This is a genomic window from Ilumatobacter sp. (assembly GCF_030065885.1).
Taxonomy (GTDB): domain Bacteria; phylum Actinomycetota; class Acidimicrobiia; order Acidimicrobiales; family Ilumatobacteraceae; genus Ilumatobacter.
This window is the reverse complement of record NZ_JASJCS010000130.1, coordinates 1-15,517: the sequence shown is the minus strand read 5'-3', so window position 1 is coordinate 15,517 and position 15,517 is coordinate 1. Positions and strand designations below refer to the sequence as shown.

General features: G+C 70.4%; 17 protein-coding genes. 9 read left to right on the top strand and 8 right to left on the bottom strand.

Annotation, left to right across the window (positions count from 1 at the left end; translation table 11 throughout):
• Positions 1-52: 52 nt before the first annotated feature.
• Positions 53-1,423 carry a M20 family metallopeptidase gene (locus QNJ12_RS20590; RefSeq protein ID WP_300625540.1) on the bottom strand — a complete coding sequence of 457 codons (1,371 nt, stop codon included), beginning with the start codon at positions 1,421-1,423 and terminating at the stop codon, positions 53-55.
• A 152-nt stretch (positions 1,424-1,575) separates the two neighbouring features.
• Here QNJ12_RS20590 and QNJ12_RS20585 point away from each other — a divergent pair, with 152 nt between their 5' ends.
• From QNJ12_RS20585 to QNJ12_RS20565, 5 genes are all read left to right on the top strand, one after another.
• Entirely contained in the window at positions 1,576-2,139 is a 564-nt protein-coding gene (locus QNJ12_RS20585) for a hypothetical protein (protein ID WP_300625539.1), read from the top strand.
• Between the two features lie 127 nt (positions 2,140-2,266).
• Positions 2,267-3,697, top strand: a complete 1,431-nt coding sequence (locus QNJ12_RS20580; protein WP_300625538.1) for a hypothetical protein — start codon at positions 2,267-2,269, stop codon at positions 3,695-3,697.
• A 307-nt stretch (positions 3,698-4,004) separates the two neighbouring features.
• Positions 4,005-4,385 carry a hypothetical protein gene (locus tag QNJ12_RS20575; protein WP_300625537.1) on the top strand — a complete coding sequence of 127 codons (381 nt, stop codon included), beginning with the start codon at positions 4,005-4,007 and terminating at the stop codon, positions 4,383-4,385.
• A 26-nt stretch (positions 4,386-4,411) separates the two neighbouring features.
• A complete protein-coding gene (locus QNJ12_RS20570; protein WP_300625536.1) occupies positions 4,412-4,645 on the top strand; it encodes a hypothetical protein in 234 nt (77 codons plus the stop codon).
• Positions 4,645-4,989 (top strand): type II toxin-antitoxin system PemK/MazF family toxin, encoded by a 345-nt coding sequence (locus QNJ12_RS20565; protein ID WP_367281825.1) that lies wholly within the window; start codon positions 4,645-4,647, stop codon positions 4,987-4,989. Before QNJ12_RS20570 ends, QNJ12_RS20565 begins: the two co-directional genes overlap by 1 nt.
• Before the next feature lie 182 nt (positions 4,990-5,171).
• Here the strand turns inward: QNJ12_RS20565 and QNJ12_RS20560 are convergent, their stop codons facing one another.
• From QNJ12_RS20560 to QNJ12_RS20530, 7 genes are all read right to left on the bottom strand, one after another.
• Positions 5,172-6,200, bottom strand: a complete 1,029-nt coding sequence (locus tag QNJ12_RS20560; RefSeq protein ID WP_300625534.1) for a GerMN domain-containing protein — start codon at positions 6,198-6,200, stop codon at positions 5,172-5,174.
• A gap of 139 nt (positions 6,201-6,339) precedes the next feature.
• A complete protein-coding gene (locus QNJ12_RS20555; RefSeq protein ID WP_300625533.1) occupies positions 6,340-6,879 on the bottom strand; it encodes a nuclear transport factor 2 family protein in 540 nt (179 codons plus the stop codon).
• Positions 6,863-8,242 carry an NAD(P)/FAD-dependent oxidoreductase gene (locus QNJ12_RS20550; protein ID WP_300625532.1) on the bottom strand — a complete coding sequence of 460 codons (1,380 nt, stop codon included), beginning with the start codon at positions 8,240-8,242 and terminating at the stop codon, positions 6,863-6,865. The genes QNJ12_RS20555 and QNJ12_RS20550 overlap by 17 nt, the downstream gene beginning before the upstream one ends.
• Positions 8,239-9,324, bottom strand: coding sequence for a fatty acid desaturase (locus QNJ12_RS20545; protein WP_300625531.1), 1,086 nt, complete (start codon positions 9,322-9,324; stop codon positions 8,239-8,241). Before QNJ12_RS20545 ends, QNJ12_RS20550 begins: the two co-directional genes overlap by 4 nt.
• 13 nt (positions 9,325-9,337) lie before the next feature.
• On the bottom strand, positions 9,338-10,639 hold the full coding sequence (locus QNJ12_RS20540) for a Ca2+-dependent phosphoinositide-specific phospholipase C (RefSeq protein ID WP_300625530.1): 1,302 nt from the start codon (positions 10,637-10,639) through the stop codon (positions 9,338-9,340).
• A 203-nt stretch (positions 10,640-10,842) separates the two neighbouring features.
• Positions 10,843-11,127 carry a hypothetical protein gene (locus tag QNJ12_RS20535; protein WP_300625529.1) on the bottom strand — a complete coding sequence of 95 codons (285 nt, stop codon included), beginning with the start codon at positions 11,125-11,127 and terminating at the stop codon, positions 10,843-10,845.
• Between the two features lie 127 nt (positions 11,128-11,254).
• Positions 11,255-12,139, bottom strand: a complete 885-nt coding sequence (locus tag QNJ12_RS20530) for an SDR family NAD(P)-dependent oxidoreductase (protein WP_300625528.1) — start codon at positions 12,137-12,139, stop codon at positions 11,255-11,257.
• A gap of 196 nt (positions 12,140-12,335) precedes the next feature.
• Between QNJ12_RS20530 and QNJ12_RS20525 the strand changes: the two genes are divergently transcribed.
• The 4 genes from QNJ12_RS20525 (at position 12,336) to QNJ12_RS20510 (ending at position 15,378) form a co-directional block, all read left to right on the top strand.
• A complete protein-coding gene (locus QNJ12_RS20525; protein ID WP_300625527.1) occupies positions 12,336-12,830 on the top strand; it encodes a hypothetical protein in 495 nt (164 codons plus the stop codon).
• Positions 12,831-13,038: 208 nt separating this feature from the next.
• Positions 13,039-13,776: a hypothetical protein gene (locus QNJ12_RS20520; RefSeq protein WP_300625526.1), complete on the top strand. Its 738-nt coding sequence runs from the start codon at positions 13,039-13,041 to the stop codon at positions 13,774-13,776.
• Positions 13,767-14,687, top strand: coding sequence for a hypothetical protein (locus tag QNJ12_RS20515; protein ID WP_300625525.1), 921 nt, complete (start codon positions 13,767-13,769; stop codon positions 14,685-14,687). The genes QNJ12_RS20520 and QNJ12_RS20515 overlap by 10 nt, the downstream gene beginning before the upstream one ends.
• A 103-nt stretch (positions 14,688-14,790) precedes the next feature.
• Positions 14,791-15,378 carry a hypothetical protein gene (locus QNJ12_RS20510; RefSeq protein WP_300625524.1) on the top strand — a complete coding sequence of 196 codons (588 nt, stop codon included), beginning with the start codon at positions 14,791-14,793 and terminating at the stop codon, positions 15,376-15,378.
• The last annotated feature ends 139 nt before the right edge of the window (positions 15,379-15,517 follow it).

The following is a 15,517-nucleotide window of genomic DNA, read 5'->3' as shown; positions in this document are numbered from 1 at the left end:
CGAGTCCCTGACCAGACCTGATCAGCGCGCTGGCGGCCATCCGTTCGAGGAGCTATCGCTCGCCGACGTCCCAGAAGATGCCGGTCATGATCGCCAGGCCCTCGCGCATCAGCGGTTCCAACACGTGCTCGTCCGGGGCGTGCTGGTTGCAGCCGGGGTAGCTGTGCGGCACCCACACGGTCGGCAGGCCGAGCACGTCGGTGAACACGTCGTTGGGGAGCGAGCCGCCGGCGTTGGGCAGCAGGTCGGGGCGGCCGCCGGTCGTCTCGGCGATCGAGTCGGCGGCGAGGCGGGCCCACGGGTCGCCGGGGTCGAGGCGCGTTGCGCCCATCAACACGTCCGACTGCGACACCTCGACCTCGCCGAACCCCTCGCGGTCGAGGTGGCGTCGCAGCGCCGGGATGATGTCGTCGGCGTCGGTGCCGACCACGAAGCGGAGCTGGCAGTGGGCCTGCGCCCGGGGCGGGATGGCGTTCACGGGTGCCGCCGGGTTACCGGTCTCGAATGCGAGCACCTCGAATGCGTTCCATCCGAACACCCGCTCGTTCGGAGTCAGGCCCGGCTCGCCCCACGTCGGGTCGATCGCCGGGGCATCGGCGCCCTGCTCGATCTCGATCGTCGCCAGCGCCTCGCGCACCTCGTCGGTCAGCGTGGTCGGCCGCCACTCGGGCACCCGGATCGCACCGTCCCGATCGATGATCGAGGCGATCGCGTTCGCCAGCACGCTCCCCGGGTTGCGCAGGAGGCCGCCCCAGTTGCCCGAGTGGTGCCCGCCCGGTCGCAGGTCGACCGTCAGATCGAAGTTGACCACGCCGCGAGTGCCGCCCATCACGAGCGGCCGGTCACGGTGCAGGCGCGGCCCGTCCGACCCGATCAGCACGTCGGCGGCGAGCAGCTCGCCGTGCGCCTCGCAGAATTCGCACAACCCGGGCGACCCGATCTCCTCGCCGGTCTCGAGCAGGATCGTCGAGTTGAACCCGAGCCGCCCTCGCTCGGCCACGACGACGGCGAGCGCGGCGAGGTTGATCGAGTGCTGCGCCTTGTTGTCGGCCGTGCCGCGGCCATACCAGCGATCGCCGTCGGCGCGCAGCTCCCACGGTGAGCGCCCGGCCGACCAGCGGTCGTCCTGCCCGCGCACCACGTCGGCGTGGCCGTAGGTCAGCACCGTCGGCAGCGACGGATCCTCCACCCGCCGGCCAATGAGGAACGGGAACCCGTCGGGCGCCGGGTTCGGGAACACCTCGACCGTGTAGCCGAGCGCTTCGAGGTCGGGCGTGATCCGACGGTCGAAGTACTCGTGCATCACCTCCGCCGTCGCCTCGGTGCTGGCGGTCGGCACGGCGACACGACGAGCGAGCGTCTCGAAGAACGCGCCCGAGTCGACCATCTCGCCCCCCGCCGCGATCGCCTCCCGACGCCCCATGCGGCCCGACCCTATGTCAGGTGCAGTCGTTCGACTGCGAGCTCGTCACTGCAGACCGACGTTCACGTTGTGTCAGACACAACGTGAACGTGACGCCCCTCAGACCGCCGGGCTCGATCCGACCAACGATCCGCGGGAGCTAACGTCGGTCCATGCGGCAGCGTGATCCGAACCACAGGCGGCGAGGCACGATCGGAGTCCTGGCGGCCCTGGCGTTGGTCGGGGTCGCGGGCTGCGGCGGCGACGATGACGATGCCGGGTCCGACCCCGCGGACGCCGAGGCATCCGGGTCCGACGCCGGCGGAGACGGCGGTGACGACTCGACCGACGCCGGAGGCGACTCCAGCGGCGGTGCGGGCGACTCGGACGACGCCGGTGGGGCGGTCGACAGCAGCGGATCCGCCGATACCGGCGGCGGCGACTTCCCGATCCCGGCCCCCGACGGCCTCATCCTCGACGCCCTCGTCGACGCCGGCATCCCGATGGACAGCCAGCGCCAGCTCTACTACCCGAACGACGATTTCGACCGCCTCGTCGCGTTCTACGACGACTGGATCAGCCAGAACGGCGAGTGGGCGAGAACCGAAGTCGAGGGGTCGGTGATCTACCAGTCGTTCGACGACGACCGCATCCGACAGATCAGCATCACACCGGACGAGGATCCCGGCGCTCAGGCCGAGGGCCCTGCGATCTTCGTGCTGCTCGTCGCCGGCTGAGGTCCACCGCCACACGGCCGGGTCCGCCGCGGCACCAGCGCGATCTCTCGACGCCGGATGGCCCACTCGCTGTCATTCGTCGGTGACGACCGGATGGCCGGCGGGGTCCAGGTGCCAGACTCGCTGCGTGCAGGACGACGGGAACATCGGGATCGGCTTTGTCGAGGGCGGATCGGCGACGGCTCACCTCCACGCAGCACTGCGCTCGGCGGTGTCCCGCTTCCCTGACGAGCTCGATGCCGCGGAGGTCCCCGACGACCCGGCGGCGTTCCGGACGTCGTACCCCGAGGTGCTGCCCCGCTTCGAGGCGGCCCGAGCCGGTTCGGGCCGGCGGGTCGAGATCGCCCGCGCGGTCGTGGCAGCAGCCGCCGAACGTCTCGTGATGCACCCCGACGGCGCGCCGATCGTCGATGCCGTCGCACGGGCCGCCGAACCGTTCCCCACCGAGACAAGGCACTTCGGTGGGAGCTCGCGACTGCATCCACGGGTCACACTCGACGGCACCCCGCGCGAGGGACGTGCGCTGGTCGAGGCCGTGTCGGCGATGGTGACCCGCGGGTCGGCCTCGCCCGCAGTGGCCGACGCCGTCTCCTGGCTCGTCGGCGAGGCGGGCTCCGATGGCATCGATCTCTCCGGACGTCGCATCGCGATGTTGGGCGCCGGCGCCGAGCTCGCCCCCACTCGACTGTGGCTCGACGGAGGCGCCGACGTGCTGTGGATCGACGTCGCCGACCCACCCACCGACCTCATCGAGCGCAACGACCTCGCCGGCACACTGCGATGGATCCCCGGCGGCGCCGACCTGCTCACCGACCCCGACCGCGTGCGAGCGACGATCGAGGAGTTCGCAGGAGGCGAGCGCATCGACCTCGGGCTCTACGCCTACGCCGGCGGGCAGGCCCGGGAGTGGCGGCTGACGGCGGCGATGAACGCCATCGTCGACGGGCTTCCTGCCGGCCTGGTGCAGGGCGCGGCGATGCTGCTGTCGCCGACCACCTGTGGCGTGCTCACCGACGCCGAGCTCGCCGCCGAAGCCGGCCGCCGCGCCCGCGCACCGAGGTGGCTCCGCGTGCTCGATCGGGTGCACGCGCTCGGCCGAGGTGATGGTCACACGACGATCGGGACGACCTCCACCAACCGCGGGATCGTGTCCATCCAGGGCGGCAGTTACCAGGGTGCGCAGTACGTCGGCAAGCTGCTCGCGGCCGAGGTGTGGGCATCGGCCGATCCGGCGATCAACGTGTCGGTCAACACCGCCGGCGTGTCGCTGACCGAGTCGCTCCAGCACCCGGTGTTCGAGATCGCGTTCGCCGGTGCGCAGGCCCTCGACGTCGAGACGTTCCCGCCGGCGACCACCGCCGCGCTCAACGGGCTGCTGACGCTGCACGACCGACTCGACCCGGCGGCCGCCGAGCGCTCCCTCGACGAGCTGTTCACCACCCGGGTCCACGGAGGCATCTACGTCGCCCCGTACCCGATCGACCCCGCCCTCCGGGTCGCCGCCGGCATCGGCGTGCTGAAGGACCCCCGCCGCATCGCCGCCCTGATCCGCCGCTGAACCCGCCATTTCAAGTTGTGTCAGACACAACCTGAAATGACACACCCTCTGCTTAGTGTCGGACGCACCGACTTCCCCTCCCGTACCGACGAGGAGGGAACATGCCCCGCCACCGCCCGCCGCCGCTCGACCGACGGGTCGAGGCTGACCGGCCGATCTCCGCCGACCTGCTCGCAGCCGCCTCGTCGTCGCCGGTCGAGCTCGCCGACGAGTTCCGTGCCGGCTGGTTCGCCGTCGTCCAGGCGCTCACCGATCGCGGCCTGGTGATCGTCTTCGACGAGTTCGTCGTCGGTCGGCCCGACCCCTTGTGCTCGAGGTCGTCCACCAGCTGCGACTGGTGCGCCGCGCCGAACACCGCGGTGACTTCGATCGGGAAGAGGAGGACTGGTACGAGGAGCATGCCGACGACGAGACCTGCTACGAGCGGCCGACCCTCGCAGAGCGGGTGCTCGCCCGGATGCTGGACGGCCAGGACGCCGACCGCCTCGCCACCGACGCGATCGTCACACGCTGGATGAACCGGCTAGTGCCCCGGGAGCACGATGAGATCATGACCCACGTCCGCCTGGGCATCACGCTCGAACGGCTCGTCCTCGAGCTCGCCGATGCCGTCAGGATCGGTGGGGCCGTCGCCCTCGACGCTCGTCTCGCCGGCGAGCGGATCAACCGCCTGTGCTGGGCAGCGTGATGGTCATACCCGGTTATACTCAAGGTGTGAAGACGGCTGTGTCCATCCCCGATCCGCTGTTCGAGGCGGCCGACCGGCTGGCGCGCCGCCGCAAGATCAGCCGGTCGGCCCTCTACGCCGAGGCGCTCGAACGGCTGCTCGCCGAGCAGTCCGACGACGACGTCACCGCCCGCCTCGACGACGTCTACGCCGAGCACACCTCGGTCCTCGACGCAGCCGTGGCCGCCGCCCAGGCCGAGACGTTGCGGGAGGAGTGGTGATCGAGCGCGGCGAGATCTGGTGGGCCGACCTCGTGGCACCGACCGGCTCGGGCCCCGGCTACCGCCGGCCGGTCGTCGTGATCTCGGCCGGCTCGTTCAACCAGAGCCGGATCGCCACCGTCATCGTCGCCATGATCTCGTCGAACACCGCACTCGCGGCCGCTCCCGGCAATGTGGCGCTCGCCGCCGGCACGGTGGGCCTCACCAAGGACTCCGTCGTCAACGTCTCCCAGCTCGCCACCCTCGATCGGCGCCACCTCACCGAGCGAGTCGGCCGACTCGACCTCACCGCACAGGGTCGCGTCGACCACGGCCTCCGCCTCGCCCTCGATCTCGCCGGCTGACGATGCTCGGCGATTCCGGTCCGAGTGTGGGATGAGGCAGTTCGAGGGGAGGTGCCGGCCCTGCGTGACGTCCTCGACTCACTGCGAGCTCGGAACCGGCCCCCGAGTGTCCAAGCCGTCGCGACCGAGACGACACTCCCGACCTGGTGAGCGCACATCGGATCGGTCGACGTGGTCGAAGGTCACCCGGCGAGCGTCACCTCGGCGGTCGCCGGGTTGGGCTCACCGCACTCCGGATCGCCAGGCGTGCACCCGTTGCCGTCGTCGACGACCAGCGTGATCGGCCCGGGTGCGATGTCCAGCGTGACCGTCGTCTCGAACTCGTCCCACGTCCCCCACGCGCCCGCGTTGACGCCGAACGGGCCGGCGATCGACTCACCGTCGCGCCACACCCACATGGCGGAGTAGCCCTCGAACAGGTCGCCTTCGCCGGTGACCGTGAACGGGCTGCGCACCGTCGCACCGGGCTCCGGGGCGTCGATGATGATGCCACCGGTGAACTCCCTGGGAACGTTCATGCGGGCCAGCGGCTCGTCGAGCACGATCCCCTCACCACCGAAGAACTCGACCGGCTCACCGTCGAGCCAGAACAGGACCCGGTCGACGTTGTCGAACTGGGTCGCGGTGAAGACCACCTGCCCGAGCCGGCCCAGCATCGACATGGAACCCCCGCCCGACTCGAGGTCGCCGCTCAGGTCGACGATCGCCTGGCCGTCGGCGAGGCTGACGTCGCGCAGCGTCGTCGCCGGCGGGATCTCCGACGAGAGGCCGGCCGCCCGCTCGTCCGCCGTCGGGCCGGCGAGGACCTCGGTGACCGCACCTCGCAGCACGCCCGGTGCCTCCACCCGACGGTGCGCGATCTCGAGGCGCTCGCCGCGGAAGAAGTAGACCTTCACGTCGACCGTCGTCGGCTCGGTCGTCGGGGTCGTTTCGGCCGTCGTGGTCGGAGTGGTCGGAGGGGTCGTGGTCGTGCTGGCCGGCTGGGTGGTCGGCGGCGTCGTCGAGGTGGGGGGCGTGGTCGTCGTCGCAGCCGGTTCGGTCGTGGGTGGTGCAGTCGTCGACGGTTCGGTCGTGGGTTCGGTCGTCTCGGCACTGGTGTCCGCCGCCGGCGTCGAGGCCGTCGTCGACGTGTCGGCCACGTCGTCGTCGGCTCCACAGGCCGACGCCGCCAGCACCAGTCCGAGCGCGGCAACAATCCGCAGGTCGCTCATCGTGAACTCCCTTCTCGGTCCACCTTCATCATCCGTCCGCCGGCAGCGGCCGTCCAGTGCCGAACGTCGGTGACAGGGTCCGCGCCGCCGCGTGCCCGATCGTTCGATCGGGCGGGTCGATCGACTGAGCACTGGATGCTCAGCTGTGCAGCCGGTGCCGGACGCCGACGAGCAATCGTTGGGCGCGCACGGCGGCCCGTTCGAGACGCCCGCCGCGGGGGAGCGCGAGTCCGAGCTGGCGGCCGATCACGGCGTAGTCGTAGACCGCCTGGTAGCGCCAGATCAGGCCGTCCCGGAAGCACCAGACGTCGATGCCCGGCAGGTCGATCGCCTTCCCGGTGGGGGCGTAGCCCGGTGGCTCGAAGGATCCGGTGTTCGTCCCGGTCATGTGCCACGGCACATAGGCGGTGACGCCGTCCTCGGCGATCGCGGGCGCAGACGGCCGAGAGAACACGTAGTCGGGGAACGCCACGACGGTGGTCGCCACCAGGTCGATGACCGCCTGCCGTCCGCGGCCCGGCTCGCGGAACGCCGGCGAATTCCAGACGACGTCCTCGGTGGCCAACGCGGCAACCTGTGCCGGTGCGTGCGAGTTCCATGCGTCGAAGTAGCGACCGCTGAACACCTCCAACTCGCCCGAGTCGATCGGTTCGCCCCGGAACTCATCCTCCGACGCCAACGCGCTCTCCTTTCGCAGCCGCTTCGGCGATCTCGAGCTCCCTCGGCGCCGGCGGTCGTGGCTCCGAATCACGGTCCACGTGTCGCGAGACCAGGACGAGCACACAGCGTGCGATGCGGGTCCACGCTCGGCTCACAGCGAGCATCGCGGCGCACGCGGTGGCGCGGGTCACGGTCGTCGGGCGGAGCTTGGCGTACAGCGAGTTCGTGATGACGCCGGTGGCGGCATAGAGGGTGACGGCCCACCGGAGCCCGAGTCGCCGGCGGACTTCCGGCTCGTACAGAAACGACTCCATCGCGCGGTCCAGCGTTGCCACCATCGCGGGAGCCGTGTGCTCGTACGCCCACCGATCTCGACGACGACGTCCTCGGTCGAGCGCAACTGAGATGGTCCGTGCCGCCTGATCTGCGTGCCGCAGCGCCGAGGTCACCCCGTTCGACGTGAGCGGGTCGACCATCGCCGAGGCGTCGCCGACGAGCAGCCAGTTCGGTCCGATGGTGCGCCGATGCCGGTACGGCGTGTACGAGGTGGCGTGCAGCTCGACGTCGGGGTGCCCATCGATCACGTGGTTCAGCCGGGGGATCGCTCGCAGCCGATCCTCGAAGATCTCGCGCGGCTGGGCGCCGCCTGCACGGAACCGAGCGAGGCGTTCGGCGGACATCACGACGCCGACGCTGACCTCCTGCTCGTTGAGCGGGATCTCCCACGCCCACGTCAGGTCGCGGTGGCCGGGTTCGGGGAAGTAGAGCCCGGTCGCATGACCGTCGGGTGCCTCGTCGAACCGAGCCCAGTAGGCGGCTTGCGGGTCGCCGAGCAGCTCGCGCTCGAGCTCGAGGGCTCGCGCGACGAGCCGGCCGACGTGACCGCTCGCGTCGACGAACCAGGCGGCTTCGACACGCGAACCCCCGTTGGTGACGACCGCCTCCACGCAGTCGTCGTCGGTCTCGACCGTCGTCACGCGCTCGGGCAGGATCTCGACGCCGGCGTCGATCGCGAGCTCGAGCACCAGGTGGTCGAGCTCGGTCCGATCGGTGTGGAACGCGACCCGTGAGCACCAGATCGGCGGCAGCGAGAACCAGGTCGGCGGCCACACCGTGAACTCCTCGTCGCAACCGGCGCCGCCGACGACCCGCACCGACGTCTTCGGGAACAGGTGCGGTCGCCGCGCGTCGGCCGCCTGCTCGACACCCAGCTCCGCGAGGAGTCGCGGCGCCGAGAACTCGAGTGACTCACCGACCGCTGGCCGCGGCCACGGCGCAGTCTCGATGCACACCACCCGCAGCTGGCGGCGCGCCAACCCGATCGCGGTCGCGAGCCCGGCGAGGCCACCTCCTGCGATCGCGACGTCGGGTCTCGTGGTCATGGCGAGACCTGGGCCGCGTCGAACGTGAGCCAGCGGCGGCCGTCGTAGTCGTAGAGCTGACAGTCGTCCAGCACGTCGCGCAGCCACCCCCACGAGAACTCGGGCGTGACGATGCGGTCGCCGTAGATGTCGACGAGGTGCCCCTGGGCTTCGGCGAGCCGCTCGAGCGGCACGCCGGGGTCGACGTGGTGGGCGGTGTGGTTCATGATGCGGCGCGGCATCAGCGCATGTCGGACCGGCCTGAAGCGCAGCCCCGTCGAGCCCTCGAGCTGGACCTCATGCTGCGCCCACTCGCCCGCGTCGTCGTACCAGACGACGTCCGGGTGGGTGTGGTTGAGGTAGATCACGAACCCGATCAGCCAGTGGGTCCCGATCAGCGGGAGCACGAACAGGAACACGGCGGCCGAGATCCAGGACGCAACGTCACCGACGCGATCGGGGTCCACGTGCCGCATGAACGCCCACACCGCCACGCCAGCGCTCACCAGCAGCCCGTACAGCAACAGCGTGTCGGCGATCAGGCCGCGGCGATTCGGCAGTCCGTGATGCTTCCGGGGCCACACCATCCGCGGCGCCCAGATCTCGGTCGCGTAGTGCAACCCGAGCCCGAGGCTCGATGGGTGCCGGAAGGCGCGATGCAGTGTCTGGCGCCGGCTCGGAAGCGCCCGATACTCGTCGACTGACAGCGGCGTCCAGACGAAGTCGCGCCCGCGCAGGTTGGTGTACCGATGGTGGAGATCGTGGTGGTGCCGCCAGAGCCCGAACACATGGACCGAGGGCACGAACGCCAACCGGCCGACCACCGCGTTGACGGCGCGCGAGGTCGAGTAGCTCCCATGACCAGCGTCGTGGGCGAGTGTGAACAGCCGACCCGAGAGCAGGGCGAGCGGCACGCCGAGCGCCGCGCGCACCAGCCAGTGCTCGACCCAGAGGCCGACCCCGACCACGCCGATCCAGAGCGCGAACGTCGCAGCGAACACGGCGAGCGGCCGCACCCACGACTCTGCGTGCCATGCACGCAGATCCGATCGCGCACTCGTCGCCACCTCGAGGTGGTGGCCGGGGAGTGTCTGGTCGCTCATGCCGTTCCGTGACCTACTCGGCCAGTTCTGCGTTGACGCACAGGTCCGACGCGGTGACCGGGTTGCAGCGCACGACGGCGTCGCCGGGGAGGCGGACCACGAAGCCGCGACCGACGTCCTCGTAGACGTCGGTCGAGACGTACTGCGCTCCACCGGCGAGCGCAGCATCGCGCATCGCGGTGTCGCCGTCGGGCGTGTCGTCGTCGTCGCTGCGGGTCCGGACGAGGTAGCCGGCGGCCAGGGCGTCCGCGATCGCATCCGCGTCGCCGATCGGGTCGTCGAACCGGACGACCGCTGCGTCGGGAGCTCCCGGGTCGGCATGGGTGAAGAACAGACGACCCTCGAGCCCCGGAGCACCTGCCCGATACAGATCCGCGCTGGCGCCTCGGTCGAGCAACGAGACCATCACCTTCCCGCGTGACTCGCCGAGCGTCGGCCAACCGTCGGCGTCGATCGCCTCCGGCAGGGTGTCGTACGCGCCGCGGACGTCGTCCGGCGTGATGATCCGGCTGCGGTCGAACACGGCGAGCACCTCGTTCTCGAGGTCGGTCAGCAGCTCGGCGGTCGTGGGGATCGGGACGGTCCACTCGACGCCGAGATCGGGGAGACCGAAGCCGGCATCGTCGGCGATCTCCTCGACGGTCTCGGTCTTGATCTCGATCATGACGTGGAGCGGGACGTGCGCCGGATGGGTGGTGCTCCATGCCTCGATCTCCTCCAGGCATGCGATCAGCGTCGAGCACGTCGCGCGGAAGTCGAAGTCCTGGATGTGCAGCACCTTGAAGCCCGGCTCGTCGAGCTCGGGAATGCCGGACTCGACGGGCAGACCGACCACCCCGTTCCCCATGCGACGGGAGTAGTGGCCGCCCTCGGGGTCGGCGTGCACGTCGATCTCGAACTGCCGGATGCCGAACCGGTCGAGCTGCTCGGTGAGCGGTCGATGGGTGTAGTCGAGATCCGCGGCGAACTCGGGGGCGATCGCGAACAGGCCCTCCCTCAGTGCGCCCTCGGCCGCGAGGTGGTAGCTGTTGTGCGACCCGATCACCTGGAGCTCGTTCAGGCGCACGTCCTCGATCGAGCCGGGGACCGTGGTCGTCGTGGTAGAGGTCGTGGATGTCGTCGTGATCGGCGCCGCGGACGTCGTGGCCACCGGCTCCGTGGTGGCCGGCGTCGTCGTCGGGATCGACGTTGCGCCCGGCTCAGCCGGGGTCGAGGGTTCGGCGTGGGTCGAGGCCCCATCGTCGGAGGAGGAACATCCGGCCGCCATCACGGCGCCGGCGGCCACGAGAACCGGCAGGAACTTCGTGCGCACCATCACGCACTCCTTCCGTGGAGGACATCGGCACGCGCGAGAGCGTGCGCGGGTCTCCGTGCCTCCACGGTCACGAGTCGGACGCTGCGTTGGCAAGAGGCCAACGGCCCGACCGGTCTGAGAGCCGCGCCGGGCACGCGCCGACGCCGGCACCTCGACAACGGTCGATATGTGACAGCCCCTGCGCCGTCAAGGGCTGGTGCCCCTTACGCCTCCGTGGCGTCGGCCTCCTCGGCGGCGGCGTCGAGCCGTGCCTCGAGACCGTCGAGCTCGGCGTGGATTCGCTTCGGGATCCCGTGTACGCCGTCCTGCGGCGGGAACACGCCGTCGAGCGTGTGGATCAGCCGGTCGGCGCCCTCGCGGATGTGGTCGATCTCGACGCAGATCAGCTCGACGCCCGCGTCGGAGAGCTCGGCGTCCGGTTCGATGAGGCCACCGCCCGCCGCCGCCTCGAACTGTTGATCGTCGAATTGGGTGCTCGTCTCACTCATTGTTCGATTGTCCCGCCGCGTCCACGGCCGTGACCAGGGACGAACGACCCGCGGTCGGCGAACGAGCCGATGCATGGACCCTGCCGCCCGACCGCCGTCTGAGTCACTGCGGGGCGGACGTCGCCGGTCAGGCGGCGCCGACGCGTCGCTTCCTGCCGTTCTGGATGTAGATCCCGTACGCCTTCGTCAGCCCGAACTCGCGCGCTCGATCGGGCAGCCGCGCCAACGCCGCCTGGACCTTGGCATCGTTGCCGACGAGGTAGCGCGCCTTCGGGCGTTTCGCCGTCAGTGCACGTTCCACGACCTTGGCCACCAAGTCCGGCTCGATGGCCTTCTCCTCGGCCTCGTCGAGGAACCCGCGGATCAGATCGAGCAGCCACCAGTAGCGTTCGGTCAGGCCGGCCCGGTCGAGCTCCTGCTGCCGGTCGGTCAGCTGCTGCTCGGCCTTGGCCCAGATCGCCGTCCTGACCTCGCCCGGCTCGACGACCGACGATGTCATCGGGCCGAGGTGCGCCAGCTCGGCGCGCAGCGACCAATTCAGCGCCGACACAGCGTGCTTCGTCGCTGCATAGGGAGCCAGGCCGGGCGCAGCCACCCGGCCGGCGATCGAGCCGATGTGGACGAACCGACCGCCTGCTGCGTCGATCAGCGGGAACGCCGCCTTCGTCATCGCGATCAGCCCGAAGAAGTTGGTCTCGAAGGCAGCGCGCCACGCATCGATGTCGAGCGCTTCGACAGCGCCGCCCGAGCTGACGCCGGCGTTGTTGACCAGCGCATCGAGACCCGTGTCGGCGGCGGCGATGTGGTCGATGACCGCGTCGATCGACGCCTGGTCGCACACGTCGACGATGACCGGTTCGATCGCGCCGGCGTGCCGCGCTGCGAGGCGGTCGCCGTCCTCCGGCCTGCGAACCCCGGCGTAGACCTGCCATCCGGCGCGGGCGAGGCGCGCCGCGCACGCCGCGCCGATCCCCGTCGATGACCCGGTGATGAGAACCGAACGGTGCGCCATGCGCGAACCCCCTCGTGACGTCGTGAGGCGATCCTCGCCGATCCGCCGAGGTAGCGGCAAGCGCCGCGAGACCACTGTCGCCAACCGGCCTGCGCGCCCCGCCCACGTCTGGCCACGATGACCCAGGAGGTGAGCTTGGCTCGTCGACCATCGCGTCGACTGCTGGTCACCGACCTCGCCGGTGGGATCATGTCGCATGCGACCGGTCGTGACCTGGGACGTCTGGTGGAAGCGCCTGGCAGCAACCGGTGCGCTGCTCGCGGCACTGCTCGTCGCGCTCGCCGGCCTCGGGCTGGTGATCGGGTTCCCGGACGGGTACGCATCCGCCCAGTCGTCGGCGGCGCCCGACCTCGCGGCGCGCGACGACTGGCGCGACCTCCGGCGGGGCGCGACGCTCGACATCGTGGTCTTCGTGCCGGCCTATGTCGCCGGCGCCGTCGTCGTCGCCCGGCTGGTGACCGCCGACAGGAAGCAGCTCCTCGTCGCGATCGCGCCGCTGGGCCTCGGCGCGATCGCCGACCTGGTGGAGACGTTGCTGTTCCGGCGTTCGCTCAGCCGGCTCATCGGCGGCGCGACGGCCGACGACATCGAAGCCCTCGCCAACGCCACCCGTGTGGCGACCGTGTTCAAGTACGGGGGCATCCTCGTGTCGGCGGTCGCCCTCGTGACGATCGCCATCCGCGGCGACTGACGAATCGGCCGCCCGGTCGCTGAACGGTCGTGCCGGGAACGAACCACTCGGCGCGAGGGTGTTGGGCGGCCGCTGGATGCACGGGGGAGTCCTCCCCATAGGTGGCCTGGGGAGAGGCCCTTAGGCTGGCCGCATCGTGACCAGCTCTGCTCATCCTCGTCGACCTGGCATGCCGCTTCGGCGGCACGCTCGTCGAACCACGACGGCCGTGTTGGCCGCGGCGGCACTCGTGCTCGTGGCGTGCAACGGCGACGACGACACGACGCCGACGACGCCGACGACCCCGCCGTCGGCCACCCCGGACTCGGCTGTCGTGACGTCGACGTCCGAGACGTCCCCGACCACCGATGCGGTGGTGCCGACCACCGCACCGGACACCTCGACCACGACGGATTCCACCCCGCCTCCGTCCACGAGCGACCCGGCACCGACATCGATCGAGACGATCCCCCTGACCGTGCCGTCGACGACCGAGGTGCCGCTGGATGACCTCACGGCCGAGGAACGAGAAGTCGTCGAGTTCGTCCTCGAGTCGTTCCGGTTGTTCAACGAGCTCCGGCTCGACCCCACCAACGACGACAAGTACGACGCTGCACTGGCCCTGCGAACCGGAGCTTCGCTCGACGCATCGCGCGGGCTCATCGATGAATACCGCGAGAACGGCCTCATGGGGACGCCCTTCCCGAATCTGCCGTCGACGATCACGCCATTTCTCGACACAATCACGATCGCGGAGGACGGATCCTCGGCCTCTGTGGACGTCTGTTGGTTGAACTCGAACATCCTGGTCGAGGTCGGCGGAAACCCCGACGGGACCGACCGCGTTCTCAACGACATCATCTCGGCCGAGTACGAGCGATACACACTCACCCGAGTTGGCGGGGCGTGGTTGATTGCGAGCATCGCCGGCGGTGAGGTGTTCGAGGGCTCGTTGACATGCGACTGAGCCGGCGGCTCTCGCTCGTGGGCGTGCTCGTTGCTTTGGCCGTGACCGCATCGGTCGATCAGGCGTTCGCCGGCGAGGGCGATGGCCACCGGGACGCGGTCCTCGAGTCCTCTGTCTCCGACGACGAGGTGACGCCTCCCGACGACGACGATGACGAGCCGCCGTGCTGGTGGCGGCGGAGCCCGGCCAACGATGCCGTCGCCGAGGTCTACAACGTCGTCGAGCACGTCAACACCATCGTCCAGACGATCCTCACGCTCCGGCGTCACGAGGTGACCGTCGTCTTCTACTCCGAGCGCAACACGCTGCATCGATACAACGAGGACGACGACACCTACGAGTACCAGGTGCTGCGGACCTGCCGCGACGGCTACACGCCCGGTCCGGACGAGCCGGCGATCGGCGCGCCCGACTGGTGGGAGGCCACCGACCCCGATCCCGCCATCCTGCTGTCACGAACGCAGGTCGTGACGACCGTGATCGAGGCCCCTCGTCCGGAGATGTCCCCGCCGCCCGACGCCGGTGCACCCGTCAACCTCGGTCTGTGGATCGCCGTCGAGGAGGCCGGCCCGTACGAGGCGTTCGCGACGCTCGGACCGCGGGTGTGGGCGCTCCGGACGGCGACCCTCGCCGGCATCACGTTCGACCCGGGCAACGGCGACGTCGTCTCGTGCACCGGGCGGGGGACACCGCTGGCGGCATCCGAGTCCGACACGATCGAGGCCGGACCATGCGGCTACGTGTACACGGCGTACGACGACGTCATCGCCGACCTGACGGCCTCGATCACCGCCCGGTGGGAGGTGACGTGGGAGCTGTCGGACGGGCGATCGGGCCGCGATCCCGACATCACGACATCGGTCACCTTCCCCTACGACGTGTACGAGATCCAGACCGTCGGCACGGGCTGAGACCACCGACCCCCGGAACGGCTCCAGCCGGTCAGGGAGGTGCCCCGCAGCCCATTCGCCACGATCATTCGGTGTCGGGCGAGCATCTGCGTAGCCTGAGCCCATGCTTCGCGCTGCCATCCCCCTCCTGCTCGTCGCAGCCCTCGCCGGCTGCGGTGACGACGACAACGACATCGGCGAACCCGAGGACGTCCAGGCGTTCACGCTGCGGGTGCAGCTGCTCACCACCGACAACGCCGTCACCGTCTGGGGACAGGCCGACAACCTGGCCGACGCTCATGCCGCCGCCGAGGCCGCCGCGAACATCGTCGTCGGTTCGGGCGGGCCCGACTTCGGCGACCGGGACGGGAACGGCGTCGCCGAGGGGACGGACGAGAGCGAGTTCGGCATCCTCCCCGGCCTCGACGGCACCCCTCCCGGCTTGGCGGCACTCGTCGACAACGAGTGCGTCGAGGCCGACGTGCTCGGTGGCAGCTGGGACGATCCGGCTGCGCGCTGGGCGCAGCTCGAGACCGTGGTCGATGGATGGAGCGAGGAGAACAACACGATCCCCGAGCTCACCAGCAACCCCATGCGCATCGTCGCCTGGGCGAGCCTCGCTCTGGCGACCGACTCGCTGGACGAGGCCGTCGAGTTCGGCAACCGCGCCAGGACCAACGTCAACCTCTCCCTGAACGCCATCGACTGCTGAGTCCTCCGCTCAGCCGCGTCGGCGCTGCGCGACTCGCTCCTCGACGGCGAGCTCGAGGGCCTCGCCTGCCTCGGTCGACGACCTGGTGCGACGAGCGCCGCGGCGCGATGATGGTGGTGGCGGTGGTCGTATGGCCAGG